Origin of the sequence: Mesorhizobium sp. M0184 (assembly GCF_040322215.1) — a bacterium.
In the GTDB taxonomy this organism is placed as follows: Bacteria; Pseudomonadota; Alphaproteobacteria; order Rhizobiales; family Rhizobiaceae; genus Mesorhizobium.
In genome coordinates this window covers 1-24405 of record NZ_JAMYSZ010000051.1, presented here as the reverse complement: position 1 = coordinate 24405, position 24405 = coordinate 1, and the positions used below count along the sequence as shown (strand labels likewise).

General features: G+C 59.2%; 27 protein-coding genes and 3 pseudogenes. 20 read left to right on the top strand and 10 right to left on the bottom strand.

What is annotated here, in order from left to right; all coding sequences use genetic code 11:
* The 16 genes from NKJ23_RS32340 to NKJ23_RS32265 all read left to right on the top strand — a co-directional run.
* Nucleotides 1–284 (top strand): transposase (locus tag NKJ23_RS32340; RefSeq protein ID WP_352684774.1); only part of this gene is annotated, 284 nt, incomplete at its 5' end.
* Between the two features lie 378 nt (nucleotides 285–662).
* A complete protein-coding gene (gene nifH, locus NKJ23_RS32335) occupies nucleotides 663–1556 on the top strand; it encodes a nitrogenase iron protein (RefSeq protein WP_352684772.1) in 894 nt (297 codons plus the stop codon).
* A 97-nt stretch (nucleotides 1557–1653) separates the two neighbouring features.
* The gene (gene nifD / locus NKJ23_RS32330) at nucleotides 1654–3144 is read left to right on the top strand and encodes a nitrogenase molybdenum-iron protein alpha chain (protein ID WP_352684770.1); all 1491 of its coding nucleotides are present in this window, start codon (nucleotides 1654–1656) and stop codon (nucleotides 3142–3144) included.
* Between the two features lie 128 nt (nucleotides 3145–3272).
* Nucleotides 3273–4814, top strand: a complete 1542-nt coding sequence (nifK, locus tag NKJ23_RS32325) for a nitrogenase molybdenum-iron protein subunit beta (RefSeq protein WP_352684768.1) — start codon at nucleotides 3273–3275, stop codon at nucleotides 4812–4814.
* 63 nt (nucleotides 4815–4877) lie between these two features.
* Nucleotides 4878–6368 carry a nitrogenase iron-molybdenum cofactor biosynthesis protein NifE gene (gene nifE / locus NKJ23_RS32320; protein WP_352684766.1) on the top strand — a complete coding sequence of 497 codons (1491 nt, stop codon included), beginning with the start codon at nucleotides 4878–4880 and terminating at the stop codon, nucleotides 6366–6368.
* Nucleotides 6369–6377: 9 nt separating this feature from the next.
* Entirely contained in the window at nucleotides 6378–7760 is a 1383-nt protein-coding gene (gene nifN / locus NKJ23_RS32315; RefSeq protein ID WP_352684763.1) for a nitrogenase iron-molybdenum cofactor biosynthesis protein NifN, read from the top strand.
* Nucleotides 7726–8223 carry a nitrogen fixation protein NifX gene (nifX, locus tag NKJ23_RS32310; protein WP_352684760.1) on the top strand — a complete coding sequence of 166 codons (498 nt, stop codon included), beginning with the start codon at nucleotides 7726–7728 and terminating at the stop codon, nucleotides 8221–8223. The genes nifN and nifX overlap by 35 nt, the downstream gene beginning before the upstream one ends.
* A gap of 17 nt (nucleotides 8224–8240) precedes the next feature.
* Nucleotides 8241–8720: a NifX-associated nitrogen fixation protein gene (locus tag NKJ23_RS32305; RefSeq protein ID WP_352684758.1), complete on the top strand. Its 480-nt coding sequence runs from the start codon at nucleotides 8241–8243 to the stop codon at nucleotides 8718–8720.
* Nucleotides 8721–8747: 27 nt separating this feature from the next.
* On the top strand, nucleotides 8748–9533 hold the full coding sequence (locus NKJ23_RS32300) for a response regulator transcription factor (protein WP_352684756.1): 786 nt from the start codon (nucleotides 8748–8750) through the stop codon (nucleotides 9531–9533).
* Between the two features lie 107 nt (nucleotides 9534–9640).
* Nucleotides 9641–10528, top strand: a complete 888-nt coding sequence (locus tag NKJ23_RS32295; protein ID WP_352684754.1) for a universal stress protein — start codon at nucleotides 9641–9643, stop codon at nucleotides 10526–10528.
* 1358 nt (nucleotides 10529–11886) lie between these two features.
* Nucleotides 11887–13056, top strand: coding sequence for a TlpA disulfide reductase family protein (locus tag NKJ23_RS32290; RefSeq protein WP_352684753.1), 1170 nt, complete (start codon nucleotides 11887–11889; stop codon nucleotides 13054–13056).
* Nucleotides 13057–13390: 334 nt separating this feature from the next.
* Nucleotides 13391–13624 carry a DUF269 domain-containing protein gene (locus NKJ23_RS32285; protein ID WP_352684750.1) on the top strand — a complete coding sequence of 78 codons (234 nt, stop codon included), beginning with the start codon at nucleotides 13391–13393 and terminating at the stop codon, nucleotides 13622–13624.
* A 22-nt stretch (nucleotides 13625–13646) separates the two neighbouring features.
* Nucleotides 13647–13844 (top strand): DUF269 domain-containing protein, encoded by a 198-nt coding sequence (locus NKJ23_RS32280; protein ID WP_352684747.1) that lies wholly within the window; start codon nucleotides 13647–13649, stop codon nucleotides 13842–13844.
* A 25-nt stretch (nucleotides 13845–13869) separates the two neighbouring features.
* The gene (locus NKJ23_RS32275; protein ID WP_352684744.1) at nucleotides 13870–14073 is read left to right on the top strand and encodes a CCE_0567 family metalloprotein; all 204 of its coding nucleotides are present in this window, start codon (nucleotides 13870–13872) and stop codon (nucleotides 14071–14073) included.
* The gene (gene fdxB / locus NKJ23_RS32270) at nucleotides 14070–14387 is read left to right on the top strand and encodes a ferredoxin III, nif-specific (RefSeq protein WP_352684742.1); all 318 of its coding nucleotides are present in this window, start codon (nucleotides 14070–14072) and stop codon (nucleotides 14385–14387) included. The genes NKJ23_RS32275 and fdxB overlap by 4 nt, the downstream gene beginning before the upstream one ends.
* Complete coding sequence (locus NKJ23_RS32265; RefSeq protein WP_352684740.1) at nucleotides 14296–14790, top strand: exopolysaccharide production repressor protein; 495 nt, start codon at nucleotides 14296–14298, stop codon at nucleotides 14788–14790. The genes fdxB and NKJ23_RS32265 overlap by 92 nt, the downstream gene beginning before the upstream one ends.
* Here the strand turns inward: NKJ23_RS32265 and NKJ23_RS32260 are convergent.
* Both NKJ23_RS32260 and NKJ23_RS32255 read right to left on the bottom strand, forming a co-directional pair.
* Nucleotides 14785–15270 (bottom strand): asparagine synthase-related protein, encoded by a 486-nt coding sequence (locus NKJ23_RS32260; protein ID WP_502902602.1) that lies wholly within the window; start codon nucleotides 15268–15270, stop codon nucleotides 14785–14787. The two genes, NKJ23_RS32265 and NKJ23_RS32260, sit on opposite strands and share 6 nt — an antisense overlap.
* Entirely contained in the window at nucleotides 15186–15374 is a 189-nt protein-coding gene (locus NKJ23_RS32255) for an asparagine synthase-related protein (protein ID WP_502902601.1), read from the bottom strand. The genes NKJ23_RS32260 and NKJ23_RS32255 overlap by 85 nt, the downstream gene beginning before the upstream one ends.
* A gap of 59 nt (nucleotides 15375–15433) precedes the next feature.
* Between NKJ23_RS32255 and NKJ23_RS32250 the strand changes: the two are divergent.
* Nucleotides 15434–16501: pseudogene (locus tag NKJ23_RS32250) on the top strand (IS630 family transposase).
* On the opposite strand, the gene NKJ23_RS32245 reads toward NKJ23_RS32250, so the two are convergent.
* The 7 genes and pseudogenes from NKJ23_RS32245 to NKJ23_RS32215 form a co-directional block, all read right to left on the bottom strand.
* Nucleotides 16490–17302, bottom strand: a complete 813-nt coding sequence (locus NKJ23_RS32245; RefSeq protein WP_352684738.1) for an asparagine synthetase B family protein — start codon at nucleotides 17300–17302, stop codon at nucleotides 16490–16492. The pseudogene NKJ23_RS32250 and the gene NKJ23_RS32245 sit on opposite strands and share 12 nt — an antisense overlap.
* Nucleotides 17268–17486 (bottom strand): hypothetical protein, encoded by a 219-nt coding sequence (locus NKJ23_RS32240; protein ID WP_502902600.1) that lies wholly within the window; start codon nucleotides 17484–17486, stop codon nucleotides 17268–17270. Before NKJ23_RS32240 ends, NKJ23_RS32245 begins: the two co-directional genes overlap by 35 nt.
* A 435-nt stretch (nucleotides 17487–17921) precedes the next feature.
* Nucleotides 17922–18940 (bottom strand): annotated as a pseudogene (locus tag NKJ23_RS32235) (biotin/lipoyl-containing protein); the annotation flags it as partial.
* Nucleotides 18847–19165, bottom strand: a pseudogene (locus NKJ23_RS32230) (carboxyl transferase domain-containing protein); the annotation flags it as partial. The pseudogenes NKJ23_RS32235 and NKJ23_RS32230, both read right to left, overlap by 94 nt.
* A gap of 131 nt (nucleotides 19166–19296) precedes the next feature.
* Nucleotides 19297–20004, bottom strand: a complete 708-nt coding sequence (locus NKJ23_RS32225) for an aspartate/glutamate racemase family protein (protein ID WP_352684737.1) — start codon at nucleotides 20002–20004, stop codon at nucleotides 19297–19299.
* Between the two features lie 174 nt (nucleotides 20005–20178).
* Entirely contained in the window at nucleotides 20179–21768 is a 1590-nt protein-coding gene (locus NKJ23_RS32220) for an ABC transporter substrate-binding protein (RefSeq protein WP_352684735.1), read from the bottom strand.
* Between the two features lie 211 nt (nucleotides 21769–21979).
* Entirely contained in the window at nucleotides 21980–22261 is a 282-nt protein-coding gene (locus NKJ23_RS32215) for a hypothetical protein (RefSeq protein ID WP_352684733.1), read from the bottom strand.
* A 10-nt stretch (nucleotides 22262–22271) separates the two neighbouring features.
* On the opposite strand from NKJ23_RS32215, the gene NKJ23_RS32210 reads away from it, so the two are divergent.
* From NKJ23_RS32210 to NKJ23_RS32200, 3 genes are all read left to right on the top strand, one after another.
* On the top strand, nucleotides 22272–22523 hold the full coding sequence (locus NKJ23_RS32210; RefSeq protein WP_352684731.1) for a membrane dipeptidase: 252 nt from the start codon (nucleotides 22272–22274) through the stop codon (nucleotides 22521–22523).
* Complete coding sequence (locus NKJ23_RS32205; protein ID WP_352684728.1) at nucleotides 22469–22627, top strand: membrane dipeptidase; 159 nt, start codon at nucleotides 22469–22471, stop codon at nucleotides 22625–22627. Before NKJ23_RS32210 ends, NKJ23_RS32205 begins: the two co-directional genes overlap by 55 nt.
* Before the next feature lie 460 nt (nucleotides 22628–23087).
* Nucleotides 23088–23900 carry a 3-hydroxybutyrate dehydrogenase gene (locus NKJ23_RS32200; protein WP_352684726.1) on the top strand — a complete coding sequence of 271 codons (813 nt, stop codon included), beginning with the start codon at nucleotides 23088–23090 and terminating at the stop codon, nucleotides 23898–23900.
* A 221-nt stretch (nucleotides 23901–24121) separates the two neighbouring features.
* Here NKJ23_RS32200 and NKJ23_RS32195 read toward each other — a convergent pair.
* The coding region (locus NKJ23_RS32195) for a transposase (RefSeq protein ID WP_352684724.1) at nucleotides 24122–24405 on the bottom strand (284 nt) is incomplete at its 5' end.

The window sequence follows — 24405 nt, the reverse complement described above, 5'->3', positions numbered from 1 at the left end:
GTCCCGGATGGTCGCACCATACGCCGAAAATCGCTCATCTCCAGCGGGGATCGGATGGCACCGTCATGATCATACCGGTTACCAACCCGATCGAGCGCCTCAACGGCGAGATCAAGCCGCGCACCCTGGTCGTTCGCATCTTCCCCAACCCGCGGAGCTGTCTGCGGCTGGTTCGGGCATTGGCGGTGGAGATCCACGAGAACTGGCTCGAGGCGACCCGCTACCTCAACATGGATCATCTGCGCGAGCACAAGAAGGAGAGCCTGAGGGCCTTGGCCGCCTGAGCACCGTCATGTGTCCGCCGCTCCGCTAAACACGGGGGCTGCGCGGCGGACACGCCGACGTCACCGCAATGCCACGCCATTTTGCAGAACTTGACGCACACAACTGCCGGCTCCGGCGAGGTCAACAGCGGTCGCCAGTTACGGAATCCCACGCGTCCTGTCGCCTTTGTCGGGTCTGCTACACAGGGGCTTGTTTAGCCCATCTCTTGTTTTGCCTGACGCTAAGCAGCTGAAAAGCAAAAATAAAATTTTTTCTTCGACTAGATCGGCCAAATTGGCACGAGTCTTGAGACCCTTCGGTGCGAGGCGGCGAGAGCTGCCCGACCGGCATTCATGTCGCGGCAGCCGCGATGGACGGAACGAAGGAAGGAAAGCTACATGTCAGGTCTGCGTCAGATCGCCTTTTACGGCAAGGGCGGCATCGGCAAGTCCACCACCTCCCAAAATACGCTCGCCGCCCTTGTTGACCTCGGGCAGAGAATCCTCATCGTCGGCTGCGATCCCAAAGCCGACTCCACCCGCCTGATCCTGAACGCGAAGGCGCAGGATACGGTCCTGCACCTCGCGGCAGAGGAAGGTTCGGTGGAAGATCTCGAACTCGAGGACGTGCTCAAGGTCGGCTACAAAGGTATCAAATGCGTGGAGTCGGGCGGCCCCGAGCCGGGTGTGGGCTGCGCCGGCCGCGGCGTGATCACCTCGATCAACTTCCTCGAGGAGAACGGCGCCTACGACGATGTCGACTATGTCTCCTACGACGTGCTCGGGGATGTGGTGTGTGGCGGTTTCGCGATGCCGATCCGCGAGAACAAGGCCCAGGAAATCTACATCGTCATGTCCGGCGAGATGATGGCGCTCTATGCCGCCAACAACATCGCCAAGGGCATCCTGAAATACGCCCATTCGGGCGGCGTGCGGCTCGGCGGCCTGATCTGCAACGAGCGCCAAACCGATCGCGAGCTCGACCTCGCCGAAGCGCTGGCTTCCAGGCTCAATTCCAAGCTCATCCACTTCGTGCCGCGCGACAACATCGTCCAGCACGCCGAACTCAGGAAGATGTCTGTCATTCAATATGCGCCGGACTCCAAGCAGGCCGGGGAATACCGGGCGCTGGCCGAGAAGATCCATGCCAATTCGGGCCAGGGCACCATCCCCACCCCTATCACCATGGAGGAGCTCGAGGACATGCTGCTCGACTTCGGCATCATGAAGACCGACGAGCAGATGCTTGCCGAGCTTCAGGTCAAGGAAGCGGCCAAGGCGGCCGCACAGTAACGACCGCTACTGACTGGGGGCGCGACCTAACCTGGCGCGCCTTCAAAGAATGGCGCCTCGTCGGTGAGGCGTCACCCTGAACCTTGAAAGGGGTCCCATGAGCCTGGAATACGAGAATGACGGCGCCCTCCATGCGAAGCTTATCGAGGAGGTGCTGTCGCAATATCCTGACAGGGCGGCGAAGCGCCGCAAAAAGCACCTCAGCGTCGCAAAGACGGCTGGCGAGGAAGAGGGCCTTTCCGAATGCGAGGTCAAATCGAACATCAAGTCCATCCCCGGAGTGATGACGATTCGCGGCTGCGCCTATGCCGGCTCGAAAGGCGTGGTGTGGGGTCCAGTCAAGGATATGGTCCATATCTCGCACGGCCCGGTCGGCTGCGGGCAATATTCATGGTCGCAACGCCGCAACTACTACGTCGGCACGACCGGCATCGACACGTTCGTCACGATGCAGTTCACCTCCGATTTCCAGGAGAAGGACATTGTTTTCGGCGGCGACAAGAAGCTGGAACGGATCATCGACGAGATCGAGGAACTGTTTCCGCTGAACAAAGGCATGAGCGTGCAATCCGAATGTCCGATCGGCCTGATTGGCGACGACACCGAAGCGGTGTCCCGCAACAAGGCCAAGGAGCACGAAAAGACGATCGTGCCGGTGCGCTGCGAGGGCTTCCGCGGCGTCTCGCAATCACTCGGCCACCACATCGCCAACGACGCGATCCGCGACTGGGTGTTCGAGAAGAAGGACGTCGAGTTCGAGGCCGGCCCGTACGATGTCAATGTGATCGGCGACTACAACATCGGCGGCGACGCCTGGGCTTCGCGCATCCTGCTCGAGGAGATGGGCCTGCGCGTGGTCGGCAACTGGTCGGGCGACGCTACGCTGGCCGAAATAGAGCGAGCGCCAAAGGCCAAGCTCAATCTCATCCATTGCTACAGGTCGATGAACTACATCTGCCGGCATATGGAGGAAAAGTATGGCATCGACTGGATGGAGTACAATTTCTTCGGCCCCTCCCAGACCGAAGCCTCTCTGCGCAAGATAGCCAAGCATTTCGGACCGGAAATCGAGGCCAAGGCCGAGGCGGTCATCGCCAAATACCGGCCGCTGGTCGATGCCGTTATCGCCAAGTACCGGCCGCGCCTCGAAGGCAGGACGGTGATGCTCTATGTCGGCGGGCTGCGCCCCCGTCACGTCGTCACGGCATATGAGGATCTGGGCATGGTGATCGTCGGCACTGGCTACGAATTTGGCCATAACGACGATTACCAGCGCACCGGCCATTACGTGAAGAAGGGCACGCTGATCTATGACGACGTGACTGGTTACGAGCTGGAGAAGTTCATCGAGGGGATCCGTCCTGATCTCGTTGGCTCCGGCATCAAAGAGAAGTACCCGGTCCAGAAGATGGGCATACCGTTCCGTCAAATGCATTCCTGGGATTATTCAGGCCCGTATCACGGCTACGACGGCTTCGCCATCTTCGCCCGCGACATGGATCTGGCCATCAACAACCCGGTCTGGGGCCTCTACGACGCTCCCTGGAAGAAAAAAGCCGAGCCGTCGGCGGCGATCGCTGCGGAATGAAAACCCGGCCTCCCGGAAGCCGGGAGGCCGTTTAACGCCTGTGGCCCTTTGTCCACGGGAGACCTGAAACGTTTCGACGTCCCTGTGCCGCCGTATGGCGCGACCAGATGGAGAAGAGGTAACCACCCATGCCGCAGTCGGCTGAAAAAGTTCTCGACCACGCGCCCCTGTTCCGCGAGCCGGAATACAGGCAGATGCTCGCCGAGAAGAGGCTGAATTTCGAATGTCCTCACCCGGACCAGGTCGTTACCGACCAACGCGAATTCACCAAAACGTGGGAATACCGCGAAAAGAACCTTGCTCGCGAAGCGCTTGTCGTGAACCCCGCCAAGGCCTGCCAGCCGCTCGGCGCGGTGTTCGCGGCCGCGGGCTTCGAGCGAACCATGTCCTTCGTCCACGGCAGCCAGGGCTGCGTGGCGTATTACCGCTCTCACCTGTCGCGCCATTTCAAGGAGCCTGCTTCGGCGGTTTCCTCCTCGATGACCGAGGACGCGGCAGTGTTCGGCGGCCTGAAGAACATGGTCGACGGGCTCGCCAACACGTACCAACTCTACGACCCGAAGATGATCGCCGTCTCGACCACTTGTATGGCGGAGGTCATTGGCGACGACCTGCACAGCTTCATCGAGAACGCCAAGGACGAAGGCTCGGTCCCGCGCGACTTCGACGTGCCCTTCGCTCACACGCCGGCCTTCGTCGGTAGCCATGTCGACGGCTACGACGTTACGGTCAAGGGCATTTTGGAGCATTTCTGGAAAGGCGAGGAGCGCACGGAAGCCGAGGGGACCATCAACGTCATTCCGGGTTTCGACGGCTTCTGTGTTGGCAACAACCGGGAACTCAAGCGCCTGCTCGATCTGATAGGCGTGTCCTATACCTTCATCCAAGACGCCTCTGACCAGTTCGACACGCCGTCGGACGGCGAATACCGCATGTACGACGGCGGCACGAAGATCGAAGACGCGAGAAAGGCACTCAACGCCGAGGCGACACTTTCGCTACAGCATTACAACACCCGAAAAACACTGGAGTATTGCGAGGGGGTAGGGCAGGCGACTGCCTCGTTCCATTACCCGCTCGGAGTCCAAGCGACCGACGACTTCCTGATGGAGGTCTCCGCGATTTCCGGCAAGCAAATCCCCGAGTCGATCCGCCTGGAGCGCGGCCGACTTGTTGACGCCATGGCGGACAGCCAATCCTGGCTGCACGGTAAGAAATACGCCATCTACGGCGATCCAGACTTTGTCTATGGCATGGCCCGCTTCATCATGGAGACGGGCGGCGAGCCGACCCATTGCCTCGCCACCAACGGCACCTCGGCGTGGGAAGCGGAGTTGAAGGAACTGCTTGCATCATCGCCCTTCGGCAAGGATGCTCAAGTCTGGGCGGGCAAGGACCTCTGGGCGATGCGCTCGCTGCTCTTCACCGAGCCGGTGGACCTGCTGATCGGCAACTCCTATGGCAAGTATCTGGAGCGCGACACCGGCACGCCGCTGATCCGGCTGACATTTCCGATCTTCGACCGCCACCATCACCATCGGTTTGCGCTTATGGGCTACCAAGGCGGGTTGCGCGTCCTGACGACGATCCTCGACAAGATCTTCGACAAGCTCGATCGCGAGACAAGCGAGACGGGCGTGACGGACTATTCGTATGACCTCACCCGCTAAGGGTGACGGCCGGCTCTTCCGTGAGGCCGGTCCTCTTCCCGAGGGACTTTGGAGACCGACGCAATGTCCTCGCTCAGAGCCAAAATGCAGGATGTCTTCAACGAGCCCGCCTGCGAGCAGAACCGCGGCAAGGATGCCAAAGCGCGCAAGGAGGGCTGTTCGAAGCCACTGACCCCCGGGGCGGCGGCCGGCGGCTGTGCCTTCGATGGCGCCAAGATCGTGCTGCAGCCGATCACCGACGTCGCGCACCTGGTCCATGCGCCGCTCGCCTGCGAGGGCAATTCCTGGGACAACCGCGGTGCGGCTTCGTCCGGGCCAACGCTGTGGCGCACGAGCTTCACGACCGACCTCACCGAACTCGACGTGGTGATGGGGCAGGGCGAGCGGAAGCTTTTCAAGGCGATCCGCGAGATCAAGGAAGCGTATGGGCCGCCGGCGATCTTCGTCTATCCGACCTGTGTTGCGGCGCTGATCGGCGACGACATCGAGGCCGTCTGCAAGCGCGCGGCGGAAAAGTTCGGCCTACCGGTGGTGCCGGTCAATGCGCCGGGCTTCGTCGGCTCCAAGAATCTCGGCAACAAGCTTGCCGGCGAGGCGTTGCTCGAGCATGTCATCGGCACGGTGGAGCCCGACGATGCCGGCCCTTACGACATCAACATTCTTGGCGAATTCAACCTCTCGGGCGAATTTTGGCTGGTGAAGCCGCTCCTTGATCGGCTCGGGATCCGGGTGCGCGCCTGCATTCCGGGCGACGCGCGTTACTTCGACATTGCCTGCGCGCACCGCGCCCGGGCGGCTATGATGGTGTGCTCGACCGCGCTGATCAATCTCGCCCGCAAGATGGAGCAGCGCTGGGACATCCCGTTTTTCGAGGGCTCCTTCTACGGCATCACCGACACCTCGGAAGCGCTCCGACAGATATCTAAGCTGCTCGTGAAGAAGGGTGCCGATCCGGAGATCCTCGACCGCACGGAGGCCTTGATTGCAGAGGAGGAGGCGATTGCCTGGAAGAAGCTCGCGGCCTACCGGCCGAGGCTCGAAGGCAAGCGCGTGCTGCTCAACACCGGCGGTGTGAAGTCCTGGTCGGTCGGCCATGCGCTGATGGAGATCGGCATCGAGATCGTCGGCACCTCTGTCAAAAAGTCGACGGTCGAAGACAAGGAGCGCATCAAGCAGATACTCAAGGACGAGAACCACATGTTCGAGCAGATGGCGCCGCGCGAACTTTACACCATGCTCTCGGAACACAAGGCCGATATCATGCTGTCGGGCGGGCGCACGCAATTCATCGCGCTGAAGGCCAAGACACCCTGGCTCGATATCAACCAGGAGCGCCAACACCCTTACGCCGGCTATGACGGCATGGTGGAACTCGTACGTCAGATCGACCTCGCCATTCATAACCCGATCTGGCGCCAGGTGCGGGAACCGGCACCATGGGATTGCCGCCCCGCGATGAAGGACGAACTGCCGAGCACAAAGAGCGAGACCGCGACCGTCCAGGCTTTCAAGAAATTCGCCGGCACGACGGCCGACGATTTCGGCGAGTGTTGAGGAAAGCCGATGGTCCGTATCCTTCCCCAGTCCAAAGCGGCGGCGGTCAATCCGCTGAAGTCATCGCAGCCGTTGGGTGCCGCCTTCGCCTTCCTTGGGGTCGACGGCGCGATGCCGTTGTTCCACGGCAGCCAGGGGTGCACCAGCTTCGCGCTCGTGCTCTTCGTGCGGCATTTCAAGGAAGCCATCCCCTTGCAGACGACGGCGATGGACGAGGTGGCGACGATCCTCGGCGGGGCAGACCATCTGGAAGACGCGATCCTCAATCTCAAGGCCCGCACAAAGCCAACGCTGATCGGGGTCTGCACCACGGCGCTGGTGGAAACCCGGGGCGAAGACTGCGCAGGCGATATCGCCAATATCAGGCTGAAGCGCAGGGAAGAACTCGCGGGTACGGAGGTGGTGCTAGCCAACACACCGGATTTCGACGGCGCGATCGAAGAGGGCTGGGCCAAGGCTGTCACCGCGATGATCGAAAGGATTACGCGGCCCGGCGATCAGGCGCGGCAATCGAAGAAGATCGTGATCCTGCCTGGCTGGAACCTCACTGTGGCTGATATCGAGCATTTGCGTGAGATGATTGAAAGCTTTGGACTTAAGCCGGTGATTCTGCCGGACGTCTCCGGCTCGCTCGACGGTACGGTGCCCGACCGCTGGATCACGACCACCTACGGCGGCACCACCGTCGAGGATATCCGCGAGCTTGGCACGGCCGAGCAATGCGTCGTCATCGGTGAGCATATGCGCCGCCCGGCCGAGCTGCTTCAGAGGTTGACCGGCGTGCCTTACGTGCTGTTCCGGTCGCTGACTGGATTGAAGGACGCCGACCGGTTCGTCTCTCTGCTATCTACGGTTTCGGGCGCGGCGGCGCCGGCTGGGGTGCGCCGTCGCCGGGCGCAGTTGCAGGACGCGTTGCTCGATGGACATTTCCACTTTGGAGGCAAGAAAATTGCGATCGCTGCTGAACCAGACCAACTCCACCAACTCGCGAGCTTCTTCATCGGCATGGGCTCCGAAATCGCGGCGGCGGTCACCACGACCGACATGTCGAAAATTTTGGAGGAAGTACCGGCGCAGTCGGTTCAAATCGGCGATCTCGGCGATTTGGAAGTTCTTGGCGCCGGCGCTGATCTTCTCGTCACCCATTCCCACGGCCGCCAGGCGGCGCAGCGCCTCGGCATTCCGCTCATGCGGGTCGGCTTCCCGATCTTCGACCGGCTCGGCAGCCAGCACAAGCTCACAATCCTCTACCAGGGGACCCGCGACCTGATCTTCGAAGTTGCCAACATTTTTGAAGCCAACCGGCACGCGCCGACGCCTGAGGCGCTTGATCCACTCCGTAAGCGAGAAATGCCAGATGAGCTCCGTTCGTCGCCTCTCGCTCGTCACTGACGAGGTTCACGCACCGACGCCGAAACGCCAAGCCGGCGCATTGCGCGTGGCGATCGCCACGCAGGACATGAAGAACCTCAACGCCCATTTCGGGTCGGCCAGGCGCTTTGCTGTCTACGACGTGATGCGCGAGGAGTGGAATCTCGTCGAAGCCGTGGCCTTCGATGACGTTTCCGACGAGAGCGGGAAGCATCGGACTGAGGGCGATGACCGCATCACCCCGAAGGTGGAGGCGCTGAAGGGATGTCATCTCCTGTTTTGTCTGGCGATCGGCGGACCTTCGGCAGCCAAGGTTGTTTCGGCAAAAATTCATCCGATCAAAGTGCCGCAGCCCCAAACCATCCAAGAGGTGCTGTTGCGCACGCAGATGATGCTCAGGACGTGTCCTCCCCCTTGGCTGCGCAAAGTGCTGGCGCAGGCAGGTGTCGCCGAACAGAACCCGTCCTTCGAGGACGAGGACTGAAATGAGGAGTGGGCGAAATGTCAGACGCCGTGGTTAGCCCTGCTGTCGCCGAAGACGAGGCGGCCCTTGCCACCCCGTTCGTCAAATGTCTCGTGCGGCTGGTCCGGGCTCATGATTCCCACGGGTCTTGGGAAGGCAAATCGGACGCCGAGCTGCTGGGCGACTTCATCATCACCAGGGAACAGCGCCGTGCGATCCCGATCATCGGCGATCCCGATCCGGACGTGCTGTGGAGGCTCGACATATTTTACACCGCCGTCGGACTTGCGATCGAGGAGCGCTCCGGCCTGATGGCATCGCCGATGATGGAGATGAGCCATGAGGGCTTTGGGCGCGTGCTTTTCACAGCCGGGCGGTTGGTCGTTCTGTCGAAGACCCTGCGCGACGTCCACCGGTTCGGCTTCGAGACGTTCCGGAAACTCGCCGCGGCCGGTACCAAACTGGCCGGCGATGCGACCGCAGCCATTGAGGCTCATCCCGAGGTGGCGCGGGCGTGATGGAACCGATTTTCGATCAAGGGGATCATGTCAGGCCTTGAGGACATGCGATGGCCAGCCCTCTCAATGGAGGCGGTCGAGGCCGATGTGGTTCTTGGGGTAGCGCTGATGAAGCCACTGGTCCTGATCTGTTCGCAAGATGCTGAGTTGTATCTGTTCCTCAGCCACATTCTGGGAGTGGACGGCTTCACGAGTGAGCCGGCAGGCGGCGTGAAGGAAGCACTTGCATTGGCCGATGAACGGGAGCTCCAGGCGGTAGTGCTGGACTGCGGGCCGGCAAGCGCGACAGGCTCCACAATCTGCGCCCGGCTCAAGGGGGAGCCCCGGACCGGCGGCCTGCCCGTAATTGCGCTCATCGCGCCCGGCGCCGAGAACCAGCACCTCGATCTCTTGAAGGCTGGTATTGACGAGAGCTTTGTGCGGCCCTTCGCGCCGGCCAAGCTGCTTGACTGTCTACGGATGAAGCTGGCACTGCCAAAGCCGGGTTCGAACGGGATTGAAAACGGCGGCTGGATCTCTTGTGGCGACCTTGAGATAAGGCTCGATGCCCACCGCGTTCGGGGTAATGGCCACGAAGTCCACCTTGGGCCGATCGAGTTCAACCTGCTGCGGCTTTTGCTTGAGACTCCCGGCAAGGTCTTCACCAGAGACGAGCTGATCAGCGCGGCCTGGCCGGCCAATATCCATGTCGGTGTACGCACCGTGGATGTCCATATCAGCCGGCTCAGAAGGGCTCTGAAGGCGGCCTCCCCCTCCAGCGTCATTCGTACCGTCAGGTCGGCCGGCTACTCGCTCGAGTGGCCGGACGGCTGAATTGATAACCGATGTGGTGCCACTCCGCATTTCCGCCGTGCTGAGGGCAAGTCTTGCGGCTTCGAAACGCGCCGGCAGGTACGACATATTCGGAAAGAAGCAGTCAAATGGCTTTCAGAAGCGTACTCAGTGTGACGGGAGCTGACCACTCCGATCAGGACGTCAGAACAGCTGCGAGCTTGTGTGCCGAGGTCGGCGCACATTTGTCCGTCCTGATTATGTCGCCTCTGCCGGTAGCTATGTCGTCTCGGCAGCTAGGCGATGGCATCCCCGAGTGGCCTAGACAACGCGCACACGCCATTGCCGCACTGGAAAAACGGTACAGACAAATCGAGAGATTTTCACAGGATGTAGCCAGCCTGGAAAAAACATCCAGGGAAATTCACAAGCTGCTGAGAGCCACGTGGCGGTGCTATGATGTCGATATTGCCAACTGCGATCAGGCCAGCGTCGGTGACGCGGTGCGACAGCGGGCGCTCTGCAACGACCTGACAATCGTCGGCCCCGCACTTCTCAACGACATTAACCTCGGACCCCTTGTTATCAACGGCAGCCTGTTCGATACCGGAAAGCCGGTGCTTGTCGTGCCGGAGGGCGCTGAGGCGACTCTGTCGCCACAGCGCGTGCTGGTCGGCTGGGATTCGCGGGCCGAGGCGTCCCGCGCGGTTCGGGAAGCGCTGGATCTGCTATCCGCCGCTGAGGAAGTTCGTGTCGCCCTCGTCGATCCTGTGCCGACCTGGACCGGAAGCGGCGCCGAGCCGGGAGCCGACGTCGCTGCCTATCTCACTCGGCACGGTGCTCGGGTGTCGGTTGACCTGCTGCCGAGTGCCGGCAAACCGGTGGCCACGGTGCTCGCGCAGCACGCAATCGACACGTCTGCCGACGTGATAGTCATGGGCGCTTACGGCAGCCGCCGGCTGCGCGAGCGGCTCTTCGGTGGCGTGACGAGATGGATAGTTGGGAAGCCGTCATTGCCGTTGTTTTTGGCTCGCTGACGGGTTCCAAAGCAGCACCGACGCTGTCCGAAGCTCTACTCCCCTGGGTCACCTATCCCGATGCCAAGTTAGAGAAAGGTCGCGGCAAGCGCGCCCAGTTTCGCGCGCCTCCTGGAGCCAATCTGCAATCGCCGTCGCCGAGAACATCGCGGACGTCTCGCGTTCGGGGTTCTGCTCGCCCGAGATGATCCATAACGCGGAGACCAACACCGGGCAGAGATATGGGCAGTCCTCAATGCAGTGAAGATCACGGCTCGCAGGTCGGCGTCAGGTCAAAGAGGGTCGTTCAGGGCGGCAGGCCGAGTTCCGATCCGTAGCGGCATCGTACGGGCGGTATCATGATCTCTCCTGACTACTGGCCGGGAGCTGAACAACGCGATGACCGGGCCGAGGCCGACGCCCCTCAATTTCGAGTCGGGACGGTCGGGCTCTTGCCGGGTTCGGCAGGAATCGATCGTATCAATCACATTGTCGTGTGGGATGGTAGCCGGGTTAGCGGCGAGGACGGCCGCGTCTTCAGTGTTTTCAGTCGGTCCGGCCGAACCCGCGTGACGACCGAGCGGGCTTTGGGGCTGGTCAAATTCCGACAACGCTCAATTCGAACCAGGCGGTCCCTGTAGCGCCTGAGCACAGGGAACACAGAAAATGTCGGCACAAAGCAGAATGCCGGAGAGTTCAACGGCCGGCACATGCCAGCACTCGGCTTGGCGTTTTTCGCCACGACATTATCGCGATCTGGCGATGGCGGTATTGGCGAGCTACAGCTGGACCGGCTTCGGTCGTGAAGAACTCCCATGACGCCAGCTAGGAATTCAATCGCAACGCGCAAGAGGGCAGGGCGCAGGCGGCGCTCGGTCGGGATGGAGCGCCTCCCTGCAATCGCAAATGGCGAGATCCGCTACCGCCTGAAGGACTGGAACGGCAAAACGCTCAAGCCGGTGGCGTGAAGCGGACGATGGTGACGGGCCTGACGATAGCCAACGCTGTCATGATGTCCATCAGCCTCGTCCCTCGGCCCGAATGCATATTGAGTCGTCCGGGCCACGCTTTTCTGCCGACGCGAAGCGCTTGATGTTTGTCCAAAACGTGACAGGGGCAGAACATGTCGGCTTCAATACAACCGGCCATCTTGGCATTTGGAGTGTTTTTCTAGTGTAATCATGCGTTTAGTGCGCGCTTAGCGCGTTGGCACGGCCTTTGCGAATTGAGCTTCAGCAACACGGAGTGAAGGCTGACTGCACGCAGATGCGCAAGACGAGCGATGCTCTCCCTTCCTTGAACCCTCGTGCCCCGTCTCAAAGGGGGAACAAGCTCGCGCATAGGTCACGCAACCTTTGGCAACAGCTTTGGAGAGCAACATGGTATTGCAGATGGGGTCACCGGCTCCTTCGATCAAAGTGGAGGACTGGCTGCGTGGCGAGCCCCTTGCGACCTTCCAGCCCGGCAAAGTCTATATCCTCGAATTTTGGGCAACTTGGTGCGAACTATGCATGGCGGAGATGCTCGATCTGATGCGGCTCCAGGAAAAATACAAGGACGGCGGACTTGAGGTCGTCGGCGTCGCGGCTGATGAAGACGCTCCAACGGCCGTTGAGGCTCGAACCAAGTTGGACGCGTGGTTGACCGAAAAGTGCTCGCATCTGAACTATCGGATCGCGTTCGACTACACAGGCGAAATGAAGAAGCTTTGGAGGGACCCCAGCTTTTCTGTCGGGATTCCGACTTCGTTCGTGGTCGACCGAGACGGCCATATCGCCTTTATTGGTCATCCGGGGCAACTCGATGAGATTTTGCCGAAAGTGCTCAACGGCAGCTGGCGCACCAGCGATAAAGCTAAAGCCGCCGATACGGAGCGGATCGCCAGAAGCGAATCCATGGCGCGTGAACAAGCGTTGAAGAAGCCGATCGATGACAGATTCTGGGCGGCGGTGAAGTTAGAAGATTGGAAGACGGCGCTCTGGGCGATCGAAGAGGGCATCGCCTTGATGCCGGACGACATCAATTTCCGCCTGGCTCATGCGCATCTGTTGCTTCACAAAATTCAAGACATGTGGACCGGGTTGCCCGTGATGCGCCAATTGGTTCGCGACGCGATCGAGAAAAACTCCGAGGACTGGATGGTTTCGGCGCTAGACCAACTTTTTCATCCGGCCAATGACCATTCGCGCCTTCCCCCTGCTGAGCGCTTCGCGATGGGCAAGGAGCTGTCCGAACACATCCTGGCGCTGAATCCCCCGCAAGGCGACAGCCCTAAGTTCCGGTCCTATCCCGCCGTCGCCCGGTACTATCACGAGAACGGCAACAATGATCGCGCGATCGAGTTGGTCGAATTGGCACTGACGTCGCTGGACGGTCCGGAGCCTATCCGGGCCGAATTGAAAGAGCAGCATCTGCCGGATTTGCTGCAGGCCCTCGCCAAGTACAGGGTTGGAAAGGTTTGTTGCGGCGCTTTCTTTGCGGCTCCGCAAAACAATTTCCCGAAGGTGGCAAAGCGCGGTCGGCCGAGGAGGAAAGATAAAAAAGGGTAATTGGTCGAAATGGCTTACTGGCCAATTCGTGCATTTCCCTGGCGTGACCGCAGCAAGGAGGGTCCATGCAGCACTTGGTCGATCGTTTGCAGCAGGATCGAGGCTCGAATCTTCATGGCCCCCGGCCGCATTGCGGCGGAAATGATGTTCGACGCGAATTCGGGTGGAAGACTTCGCAGTCGAGGACGCGTCCAAGGTCGGCCAGAGGGACATCAATTGCGTGGAATCAGCCGCGCCGAGCCGGGCGTCGGCGGCGCAAGGGTGCCCGAAGTAGGCGTCCCAAAAAACAGACATCGCGCTTCGAGGAAGAGGACTGAAATGAGGAGAAGGCGAGATGTCTGATGCCGCGGTCAGCCCGGCTGTCAACGAGGACGAGGCGGCCCTTGCCATGCCTTTGGCGGCTGATCCGTGCTCAAGACTCCTACGGCTCGTGCGAAAGGCAAATCGGACTCCTCTGGCCGACTTCATCGTCACCAGAAAACAGCGCCGTGCGATCCCCCTCATCGGCGATCCCGATCCGGACCTGCTGTGGAGGCTCGATATGTTCGTACACGGCCGTCGGGCTTAGGATCGAGGAGCGCTCCGGCCTGATGACATCGCCAACGATGGAGATGAAACCCATGGGGGCTTCGAACGATTGCTTTTCACGGCCGGGCGGTTGGTCGCTCTGTCGAGACATCCACCGGTTCGGCTTCGAGACGTTCAGGAAGCTCGCGGAGGCCGATACGAAACTGGTCGACAATGCGACTGCACCCATCGAAGCCTATCCCGACGTGGCACGGGCGTGAAGAAACCGATTTCGAGGAAGGATTTATGTCAAAGCTAGATGAGATGGGGCAGAAAGTCCGAAAGCTTCAGCTGCGCGCGGCAGTTGCCAAGATGAAATTGCGCGGCCTTGCAGAGGATCTCCCGGAAAAATGGACGGAGATAGAGGAACTTGCCGAGGAAACGTCGGCCGTTTTTGCCGAGTTGGATGGTGCCAAGAGAGAGCTCGCTGCAATGAAGAAGTTACGATGAGGAGCACATTCACCACTCGCGACGGCTCCGGATGGATGCCGGAATATCTCACCGCTATAGACGGCACGACCTGCATCGGCTGCGGCCGCTGTTTCAAAGTCTGCTCTCGCAAGGTCATGCATCTTTACGGCGTCGATGACGCGGGTGAAATCCTCGGCGCCTGCGACGACGAGGACGATGATTTCGACGGCGAGCTCAATCGCATGATCATGGTCGTCGATCATGCCGGCCGTTGCATTGGCTGCGGAGCCTGCGCCCGCGTCTGCCCGAAGAACTGCCAGACCCATGTTGCGGCCGACCAGGTCGCAGCATGATCTGAGGAGACAAAACAGGAGAAAGGTGTTGCCCTTTAGAATCTTTTGTCTTGTCCTGGGGCTGGTGCTGTGCAGCACCGCTTTGACCGTCTACTTCGCTTCTCATTCCATCGGCACAGTAGTCGTCACGACGCTGGCTTGTTCGCTGCTCCTTCAAATGGCGTATTTCGCAAGCGTGCTCTTTCTGATCTGTCGGTCTGGCTGCGATAGCCGATCTGGCCAAAGGGCTGAGCATTTCGCCAGTTGCAAGAAAGTTGGATCCGAGCCGCCAGACCTTGATGAGGTGACGAATAAATCCGCAGACTTGCTCCAGCGCGATCATGCCGGCCATATCGCTAGTGCTGCCTTGAGGCGCCATGACAAAGTCAGTTCTCAAGATAGCGCCTTTTTGGACCAACTATAAATATCGAGCAGGTTTAGAAGGAATACTGTGATACGCGCTCTTTACTCGCTGCACCACCGACAGCGGGAGCAGATCCGCGGTGGCGGCCCGCAGTAGACTCTTCTCGCGCCCGTCGAAAGTCTTGTGGGCCCATAGGGTACCGAACACGTACTCAACAAGCCGGTGGTCGCAGAAAGGGACCCGCACCTCGAGACCCAAAGCCATGCTCATGCGGTCCTTGCGGTCGACCAGCGTCGGCAGGTGACGCGTGAGAAAGAGGTAGCAGACCTCGCGCATACGATGCTCGTGCGGATCGGCCGAGGCCGGCCCGGTCAGGGCGGGTACTTCCGCAAGTGCCCTGCGGTAATGCTCGTCGAGGTAGCCGGGGAGGTCGAGTTTTTCGACCAGTCCGGGGTCTAGCGACCGCCGTACGAGATCGTTGCTGTCTTCGATCCAGGGAAACGTGTCGCGCTGAACGTTCGCGGGATCGTGGAAAGCCAGTAGCCGCCGAAAAGCTCGTCGGCCGACTCCCTAGACAGGGCCACCGTCGAGTGTTGCCGGATGGCCCGGAACAGCAGGTAGAGCGAGATATCTAGTGGATTGATCGAGACAAAAGAGTCCGATTTTGGATTCTAATTTTTGCGGGAGCATGCGACTATGACGCATGCGCAAAGGTATTACATTTGAGGTTCCGCGGCGGATCGAGTTCGTCTCAATGCAATCGTTTCGGCGGGCAGTTCGCCTCAAAAGCATGTGTGGCGGGCGAAGATCATCTTGATGATCGACGAGGGTCTGGGAACCGTCGCGATCATGGAGGCGACGGCCAAGTCGAAGACCTGCGTCTGCGTTGGCAGGGACGCTTCATGGCCGAAGGTGTAGACGGTCTTTTGCGCGACAAGAGCCGGCCGCCCGGCACGGCGCCGCTTGAGGTTGACCTTGTCGCCCGGGTGGTCGCTCTGACTCTGGAAACGCCCAGGCAGGAGGCCACGCACCTGGACCGTTCGTGCGATGGCAAAGGCCATTGGGATCGCGGCGTCTTCGGTCGTCAAGATCTGGCACGAGCATGGCCTTGCGCCGCACCGCTGGCGCAAACTGTCGAATGACAAGGCTTTTGCTGAGAAACTGCACGACGTCGTCGGGCTCTATGTGTCGCCGCCGGCCCATGCCATTGTCCTTTCCGTCGATGAAAAGAGCCAGATCCAGGCGCTCGACCGGACGCAGCCAGGACTTCCTTTGAAGAAGGGCCGCAGCGGCACGATGACGCATGATTACAAGCGCCATGGCACCACGACACTCTTCGCTGCCCTGAATGTTCTCGACGGCTCCGTCATTGGCCGCAACATGCAGCGTCAACGGCATCAGGAGTTCCTCCGCTTCCTCAACGCAATCGAGGCTCGGTTGCCCAAGGATAAGGCGGTTCACGTCATCGTGGATAACTATGCGACGCACAAACAGCCGAAGGTCCGGGCCTGGTTGGCGCGGCACCCAAGCTGGACATTCCACTTCGTTCCGACATCGTGTTCCTGGTTGAACGCCGTCGAGGGCTTCTTCGCAAAGCTCGCACGGCTGAAAAATGGTGTCTTTCATCCCATCGTTGATCTTCAGGCAGCCATCAACCGCTTTATCAAGGAGCACAATGAAGAGCCAAAGCCGTTCATGTGGAAAGCAGACCCTGAGCAACATCATCGCAGCCGTCAGACGTGGGCACCAAATCTTGGAATCAATGCTCTAGATTGCCTAAGGTCAACGGTAGGTCGCGGGCATGGAGAGTGGCAGCCCGCACGTTCGGGTCCACGAGTTCGTGCGCGGACAACGTGATGTCCGTGCGGTCGGTGCCAACTTTTTTTCGCAACCACCTGCACGTACGGCCCATCGGTGTGGGGCGCCACGGGCCGGGGATAAGGTTCTCAGTGTAGCCGACGAAGTCGACGGCGAAGGACCGGATCCGTTCGTCGCCGAAGCGCGCGGCCAGTGCGGTCATGGCTGAGGAATCAAGCCCGCCCGACAACAATGTGCACAGCGGCACGTCGGCGATGAGCTGCCGCTGGATCGTGTCCTCGAGCAACTCGCGGACGCGTCGAACGGTGGTAGGCACGTCGTCGGTGTGCCCACTGTCGCTGAGATGCCAGTAGCTCATCTCCTTGATGCCGTCGCGGGTCACACGGACGATGTGGCCGGGCCGTACCTCACGCATGCCGCGGAACACGGTGCTGTCCGGGTCGGGGATGGAGCATAGGGTGCGGCGAAGCCCGTCGGCGTCCATAGGTTCGACGAGATTATTGGCGAGGACCGCCTGTGGCTCGGAGCCGAATAACACTGCATGCTCGGTGGGGTAGTAGTAAAGCGGCTTGATGCCGAGCCGGTCGCGTATGAGAAGCAGTTCGCGCTTGGCAGTGTCCCAGAGTGCGTAGGCAAACATCCCGTTGAGTTCGCTGACGGCGCTGCGGGGGTCGCGGTGGCCCCACTCGTGGTGGGCGCGCAGCACCACCTCGGTGTCACTACTCGTGTCGAACCCGTTGGCCCAGGGCGGCAAGTCGTTGACGCAGCTCGCGGTAGTTGTAAGTCTCGCCGCTATAGACGAGCACCAACGCCGGTCGTCCGTCTTCCTGGTGCGTCATCGGCTGGCGACCGCCCTGGATATCGATGATCGCCAGGCGGCGGTGTCCCAGTGCCTGTCGTCGGGCGATGAATATTCCCTGATTGTGGGCACCGAAAATTCCCTAGTTGGCGTGCTGCCGCCAGTTCTGCGGCTTTCGCCCCGGTGTCGATAGTCCGTCCCGACCTTTGCGGGATGGGAGCGGCGCTGGTGGTCCAACTTGGAGAACTTCTGATGACATTGGATCTACACTGTCAGGGCATGTCCGTGACTGCAGTCGCCCGGCGTGTCAAGCGAAGTGAGGATTTGACCCCTCCTATTGCCTCAGCGAGAAATGTTACCGAGCGCGATGGGGCCGACATGGCCCCAATCTTCCTCCGTCGCGGCGGAGGGAGATAGGGGGCCAGCTCTTCATCCAACCGCCATCGAGGATGATCAGTCCAGCCATCTCGATGCGCCAGGCCTTCCAGACCAAGTTTTCAGGCGACGCCTTGATTTCGTGCTCAGCGAGTTTTCGCCAGTCCCCGTAGGCTGCGCGGTTGGCCATGTCCTACCCTTAATCAAATTCCATAATCAGTTCATCGACGGCCATATTCATGGCGGCAGTCGCGACGATGTGCTTCACCGTGCCCTTGCGTTCAGCGCGCAGCACGTCCTCCATTTTCATCGCTTCCACCGTTGCAAGAATCTGGCCAGCCTCGACCGGCTCTCCCTCGGAAACGGCAATCGTGGTGACTACACCGGGCATCGGGCAATCAGCAGCTTGGAGGTGTCCGGTGGCTGCTTCTTCGGCATCAACCGCGCCAGTTCGGCGATAGGTGGGCTGCGTACATGGGCGACAACATCCATGCCTCACCAGCGCAGTCGGTAGCCCGTTGCCCGTGACGTTTTGATCGACGTGCTGTCTGCGCCAATTTGAAAGTGCGCGATTGGCCTTCCGGGCAGCCAGTCGCTTGCCAGCACCGAGCCGTCATCGAATGACACCGCGGTTGCGTGTTCCTGATTGCACACGGCCACCGGAAAGGGATCGTTGCCAAGCATGACGATCCAATCGCTGGAGACTTTGCGACGATGATTGTCCATCGCCCCGGAGATCAGGAGATTACGGTGCTGGAGTTCCAGTTGATGTGTGTCGCGACTGCCGCGAGCTTCCGCTCATCACCATCTGTTGGGATCACACCGGCGAAGCCGTCCGGGAACTCCTCGGCGATGAAGGCTTTGCTCAGTCGCCCCTCTCTAAAGCGCGGACGGTCCATGACAGCGGAGAGAAACGGCAGGTTGTTGCCGATGCCTTCCACTTCGAAATCATCCAGCGCCACGCCCATGGCGTTGATTGCACCCAGCCGGTCCGGTGCCCAGGCGCAGAGCTTGGCGATCATCGGATCGTAGTGCATCGAGGATCCGAACCCTCGACCACGCCGGTATCGTTGCGGATGAGTGAACCACCCGCACCTGGACCGTCGGTGGGAGCCGGTAACGTGTCAGACGACCGATCGAAGGCAGGGAGTTGCGATAGGGGTCTTCGGCATAGAGCCGGCTTTCGATCGCCCAGCGTTCAGCCTCACGATCCGCTTGCGTGAGGAATGCGGCATGATCACCTCATCGATGAAGCCGCGCTCGGCGGCAATGAAGGGGTTGGTGAAACGCTGCTCGTATTCCTTGGCACGAGCGGCAAGCGTCTCGGGATGGCCGAGTTCAGACCGGTAGAGGATCTCGGCAGCGCCCCTTTGCGCCCATCACCGCGATTTCGGCGGTCGGCCAGGCGTGGTTGATGTCCGCGCCGATATGTTTCGAACCCATCGACGCCAAGCCATGGCCGCCTGGGAAGCCGTGAGTGCACGGCCTCCCTGGAAAGCGCGGTGTCGGCCTCACGCGGCCACATTTCAAACAACTGACAACGCCTCAGCGACACTACCAGACCAACACCACGTTCAGGCAATGGACTGGAGCGTCATCCGGCAGAGCGTAGTGATATCGTATACAGGCAGCCCTACCATGCGTCGGACCGTCGGTGTTGCCGGTGGGAATAACGTGCATGAAAACAGAAGGGCCGAGATTTCGGGATTTGCGGAGCGGAGGCGCGCGACGCAAGCAGCAATCTCACTTTCCATATCGGCAACCTCAGTCGGTTGTGGAGGGCACATCGTTTCGTTCCGCATCAACTTGCCGCCTTCGACGCCACCGATGACGATCCGCGAACGATCGGCAGGGTCGCTAAGGGGAAGCCAATCCTCTCCAAAACTTCGCGAATCAAAGGTTAGGACAGCCAGTTTTGCCGCAGGCGGCAGTTGGCGGAGCAGCATCGGGGTCAGAAGCAGACTCGATGTCACCACGGGGACATCTACTGCGGCTGCTAGCGCCGCCTGATGCCGAATAGCAGCGCCACAATACGAGCTGATCGCGACCGCGCCTCTCTCGACCAGCCGTTGAGCTGCTGCCACGTATGCCTGCTCGAGCGCAGGGTCGCCGCGCACCACCAGGTCCGCCCAAGCTCCTTCGACGGTTTCCGTTATCACAGGCAAGTCGAAACTTGCCGATCTTAACATTGAGCCCTTCGGCGGCGGTGGCGAAGTTACACCTGGCGGCAAACCAGATTCGAGGTCTAGAATTCCAAGATACTTTCCGGTCTGCGACGCCATTTCGCCTCCAAAGACTTAAAGAAGAGTTCGACAAAGAGCAGCGACGTGCTTCGTGTCGAGAGACAACTTACAATTTGGTGTGGGCTATGACCCGTTTGTCGATCGGCCAGCCGCGTCGCCCGCGACGCGCCGGCCGATGACCTTGGTGTTGAGAGCAACACCTGCAAAGGTCATTTAAGCTTCGTTGAACCACCACCGTTCTGCGCAGCGGAACCCGTCCAAATCCCAATTGGTCGCAAGCTTGCCGTGACCAACCTTCCTCGATAAAGCATTGACGTAGTTGGCGAAGACAGGAACAACAGTCCCACCGTCATCCCTAACCAGGCCCTGCATTTCCGTATACATCTCTAGGCGCTTGTTATCGTCAAGTTCGGAACGGGCGGCTGACAGAAGTTCGTTAAAGCGAGGATTCTTCCAGCGAGTCTCGTTCCAATCCGCGCCAGCGGCATACGCTTGGGAGAACATCCAGTCCGCGGTTGGCCGACCACCCCAATAGGAAGTGATCCAAGGTTTCTTGAACCAGACTTTGTCCCAGTAACCGTCCGGCGCTTCACGTATGATATCGATGGTGATGCCGGCCTTGGCCGCGTTCTGCTGATAGAGGACTGCGGCGTCTACGGCTCCCAAGAATGCGGCGTCGGACGTATGCAGGCTCACTTTCAGATCCGATTGACCTGCTTTCTTGAGATGGAATTTTGCCTTGTCCGGATCATATTCGCGCTGCGGCAGATCCTTCGCAAAGAACCGATTTGTAGCAGCAATAGGGTGGTCATTTCCCAACTGCCCGTGCCCGTTTAACACTGTGTCGAGCAATTGCTTCCGATCAATCGCGTATTTCAAAGCCAGGCGGACATCAACATTGTCGAATGGAGGCACGTCTACCAACATCGGCATCGCGTAGTGCTGGGTTCCGCTGATCGACAAAATCTCCAGAGCTTTGTTCCGCTCCAGCAAGCGGATTGTCTTGAGATCGCATCTTTCCATTGCATGAATTTGACCCGTTGTGAGAGCGTTTGTTCGCGCTGCGACGTCATGGATGGCAAGAAGCTCAAAGGAATCAAACCAAGCGGCGTTCGGCTTCCAATAATTCGCGAAACGCTTCGATATAGCTTTAACACCAAAGTCCACGGTCTCTAGTACATAACCTCCAGCTCCGACTCCTGAGACGTCGGCCTTGCCGTCTTTTGCTGGCATGATTGCCATGTGGTAGTCCGACAGAAGAACAGGAAAATCCGCGTTGCCTTGGCTCAGAGTAATCACAACGGCCCCAGTGCCATCGGCACGGATGTCTTCGATCCCATTCGTTATGAACTTGGCGCCAGAAGCGGAACTTTCGCCACGGTGATGATTTATCGAAGCGATAACGTCCTCGGCCTGTACTGTTTTTCCGTTGTGAAACTCGACGCCTTGCCTTAGCTTGAAGGTCCAGGTTTTAGCATCCTTGGATGGTTCCCAAGAGTCGACGAGTTCACCAACAAGTTTACCTGCGGCATCTAGTTCTGTTAGATAACCATGCAAGCTGTGGGCAAACGCCTCAGTGAACGTAGTTTGGTATATCGCCGGATCAAGCGACTCAGACGCAGATCCTGCCGCGACGCCAATCTTAAAATGCCCTCCCCGCTTCGGAGTGGAGTTTTCCGCGGCCGATGCAAGAACCCCAATTGACGAACCAGCCGTCATCACTCCGACGGCTGCGGCTGACTTGAGAAAATTCCTTCGAGTCAAGTCCCTAATCAAAGACCGACTTCCACTCCGTTCACCCATTGTAGTAATTCCCCTTGTCTTGAGTTTTTGTTTGGTGAGGATGCTCGACGCGGTTCGGCTCAGGCAGCATCCATAACCAACCGCATGATAGCGTTAGATCCCCCGAGGAGCGCGTGAAAAAATATCATTTCCCAAGTGACATTTTATGATGTTGCAGTCTCCGCGGCCGGTCATGATAACGTGGCTTCATCAGCCAAATGGTTGAACTTTGTTAAACCACTGCGATGCGCTTAATGTGAGTGTTGCTGCGGTATAAAGATTCCGAGCTGATGCCTGCTTGCAGTCTTAAGGGTGCATCGGGAAGCAAGTAGATCAAAAATCCGTCTGCTTTGGCTAGTAGTAGGCCAAAGGCATATTTCATCGAGAAGGAAGTAAAGAGTGATTTCCGCGTCAGCGCGATCCTTTTTGGAAGAACAATGTCATTTGGGACATGCTCTATCCCTTGGATATGATGAATCAGTCGTACGGCTGCCCCGAGAAGTATCTCGATCATTACGCTCCGTGTGGTACAACTCGCCTTCAACGCGTCAAATTTTGTTGGGAGCGGGTGCTCTGACAAGGCCGACGGCGGCCTAACCACGTTCGGGGCAAAGGTCGTGCAGGAGATCGAGCGGCAGCGTATTATTGTGGATCTCGCTCACACAGGTACCGCACGACACTCGATGGCGTCCCGACCGCTGATCATTTCGCACGCTGGCATATGGAAGTCCATCAACACTACAGGAATATCCGTGATGACCAGCTCCGTGCGCTAGCACAAAACGGTGGCGTGATAGGCCTGTCTGGAAAAAGCGCATACATCGGCGACGAGATTGGAGCTATGTCGGCCATTTTCCGGCATCTGGATCATGTTGTTTAGCTTATCCGTCCAGACCATGTAGGGTTCGGTTTTGATTTCGTGTCCGAACCGAAAAGCTTGATGAATGGGCTCGGGCTGCAAGACGAATGGCCTGACTCGAAAAAGTCGGGCTTCAAGGGGTTTCGCTTCCAAAGGCCTAAGGATGTGATCGACCTCGTGCAATTGATGTTTGACCGGCTACCCGGAAGACGCCGTGAAGAAGATCGTGTCGGGCAACTTCATGAGGGTTTGCCGAAAAATTTGGTAATTAGTGGCGCCTGTATCCGCTGAGTTTCCCGACAACCGGAAAGAGGAATGGCTCCGTTGCCTGTCTAAATCGTCACCGAGTGTTCTGCCGCAATAGGCGCGAGCGCTTCCGTGAATAATGATCAAGCGCGGGGCAGAGGATAAATTTTTTGTCCTGGAGCCGGATGAACCTCATCTGGCTCTTTGGATGACTGAGACAATATGGAGGGTTTTGATGGATATTTCTGTCTCGCTTATGGGCAAGGTAGCGTTGGTGACGGGGTCGACAAGCGGCATCGGTCTGGCGATCGCTCGGGTGCTCGCTAAGAACGGCGCTGACGTGGCTTTGAACGGTTTTGCGTCGCCAGATGAGCTCGCCGACATCATTACGTCGATAAACAAAGAAACCGGCCGCAAAGCGCTGCACTTTCCTCATGACTTGTCCAACCTCGCGGAGGCAAGCGAGCTGGTTTCAGCTGTGACGTCGGAGTTCGGCAAAGTTGACATCCTGGTGAACAATGCTGGCGCACAGTACGTAGCTGGAATCGAGGAATTTCCGGACGAACAATGGGAACGCCTGCTAGCGGTCAATCTGACCGCCGCCTTTGCCACCACCAGGGCGGTTTGGTCTCAGATGAGAGATCGAGGCTGGGGGAGGATAGTGAATACCGCATCAACGCTTGCGTTCCAAGGGGAAGCCCGCAAGGCTGGTTATGTGTCGGCAAAACACGGCGTGGTCGGGCTAACGAGAGAGGTCGCACTCGAGGGTGCTAGATTGGGTATCACTTGTAACGCAATATGCCCCGGTTGGGTTTTGACGCCAATGGCGGCGAAACAAGTGGAAGCGAAGGCGGTTGAGCTAAAGATTTCGTTTGAGGACGCAGCGCAAAAATTCGTTGAAGCCGACATGCCTACTGGTCGATTTGTCGACCCAAGCGAAATCGCTGCAGGTGTCTTGTTTCTATGCAGTGATGCAGCAAAGTCAATAACTGGCGTCGCTTTGCCGATAGATGGTGGCATTTTGGTAACGGGAACGCGCCTAGTCTAACGATCTGTCGCGCGCGCACAAACGGGAATTCGAACTTGAGTGGTGGAAGATCAGTGAATGGTCAACTAAGCAGATGGTTGGCTGGTGCTGTCACATTGATTCATTGATTGAGCGGTAAGGGAAATTGAGGTAGCAGCGCGCTTATGACCGTGAGTGCACCGACCTACAAGAACCACCGCTATCGGGACTGTCAGGAATCTTGTGCGTGAGGCCGGTTGTCGTCATTGGCTGACGAACCTTTCGCCGAAGATAACGGCGAATTGTGTTCTAGCCTCGAACCACTCGCGCGGGGCGCGTTTCCATTCTTCGGCGGCGTGGTTGAGAACCAGATATAGCAGCTTCATTGCGGCATCGTCATTGGGAAAGTGGCCCCGCGTTCGCACGGCCCGCCGCAGCTTTGAGTTCAGCGCCTCGATGGCATTGGTAACCGGTATGATCATGACGGTGCCATCCGATCCCCGCTGGAGATGAGCGATTTTCGGCGTATGGTGCGACCATCCGGGAC

Excerpts from the sequence above, each read along its gene's own strand:
- NKJ23_RS32295 (WP_352684754.1), top strand. The coding sequence starts at position 9,641 with ATGGCTTTCAGAAGCGTACTCAGTGTGACGGGAGCTGACCACTCCGAT.
- nifE (WP_352684766.1), top strand. The coding sequence starts at position 4,878 with ATGTCCTCGCTCAGAGCCAAAATGCAGGATGTCTTCAACGAGCCCGCC.
- NKJ23_RS32200 (WP_352684726.1), top strand. The coding sequence starts at position 23,088 with ATGGATATTTCTGTCTCGCTTATGGGCAAGGTAGCGTTGGTGACGGGG.
- NKJ23_RS32265 (WP_352684740.1), top strand. The coding sequence starts at position 14,296 with ATGCCGGCCGTTGCATTGGCTGCGGAGCCTGCGCCCGCGTCTGCCCGA.
- NKJ23_RS32290 (WP_352684753.1), top strand. The coding sequence starts at position 11,887 with ATGGTATTGCAGATGGGGTCACCGGCTCCTTCGATCAAAGTGGAGGAC.
- nifD (WP_352684770.1), top strand. The coding sequence starts at position 1,654 with ATGAGCCTGGAATACGAGAATGACGGCGCCCTCCATGCGAAGCTTATC.
- NKJ23_RS32305 (WP_352684758.1), top strand. The coding sequence starts at position 8,241 with ATGTCAGACGCCGTGGTTAGCCCTGCTGTCGCCGAAGACGAGGCGGCC.
- NKJ23_RS32205 (WP_352684728.1), top strand. The coding sequence starts at position 22,469 with ATGGAAGTCCATCAACACTACAGGAATATCCGTGATGACCAGCTCCGT.
- NKJ23_RS32215 (WP_352684733.1), bottom strand. The coding sequence starts at position 22,261 with ATGATCGAGATACTTCTCGGGGCAGCCGTACGACTGATTCATCATATC.
- nifH (WP_352684772.1), top strand. The coding sequence starts at position 663 with ATGTCAGGTCTGCGTCAGATCGCCTTTTACGGCAAGGGCGGCATCGGC.
- NKJ23_RS32280 (WP_352684747.1), top strand. The coding sequence starts at position 13,647 with ATGACATCGCCAACGATGGAGATGAAACCCATGGGGGCTTCGAACGAT.
- nifK (WP_352684768.1), top strand. The coding sequence starts at position 3,273 with ATGCCGCAGTCGGCTGAAAAAGTTCTCGACCACGCGCCCCTGTTCCGC.
- fdxB (WP_352684742.1), top strand. The coding sequence starts at position 14,070 with ATGAGGAGCACATTCACCACTCGCGACGGCTCCGGATGGATGCCGGAA.
- NKJ23_RS32275 (WP_352684744.1), top strand. The coding sequence starts at position 13,870 with ATGTCAAAGCTAGATGAGATGGGGCAGAAAGTCCGAAAGCTTCAGCTG.
- NKJ23_RS32285 (WP_352684750.1), top strand. The coding sequence starts at position 13,391 with ATGTCTGATGCCGCGGTCAGCCCGGCTGTCAACGAGGACGAGGCGGCC.
- NKJ23_RS32225 (WP_352684737.1), bottom strand. The coding sequence starts at position 20,004 with ATGGCGTCGCAGACCGGAAAGTATCTTGGAATTCTAGACCTCGAATCT.
- nifN (WP_352684763.1), top strand. The coding sequence starts at position 6,378 with ATGGTCCGTATCCTTCCCCAGTCCAAAGCGGCGGCGGTCAATCCGCTG.
- NKJ23_RS32220 (WP_352684735.1), bottom strand. The coding sequence starts at position 21,768 with ATGGGTGAACGGAGTGGAAGTCGGTCTTTGATTAGGGACTTGACTCGA.
- NKJ23_RS32300 (WP_352684756.1), top strand. The coding sequence starts at position 8,748 with ATGTCAGGCCTTGAGGACATGCGATGGCCAGCCCTCTCAATGGAGGCG.
- nifX (WP_352684760.1), top strand. The coding sequence starts at position 7,726 with ATGAGCTCCGTTCGTCGCCTCTCGCTCGTCACTGACGAGGTTCACGCA.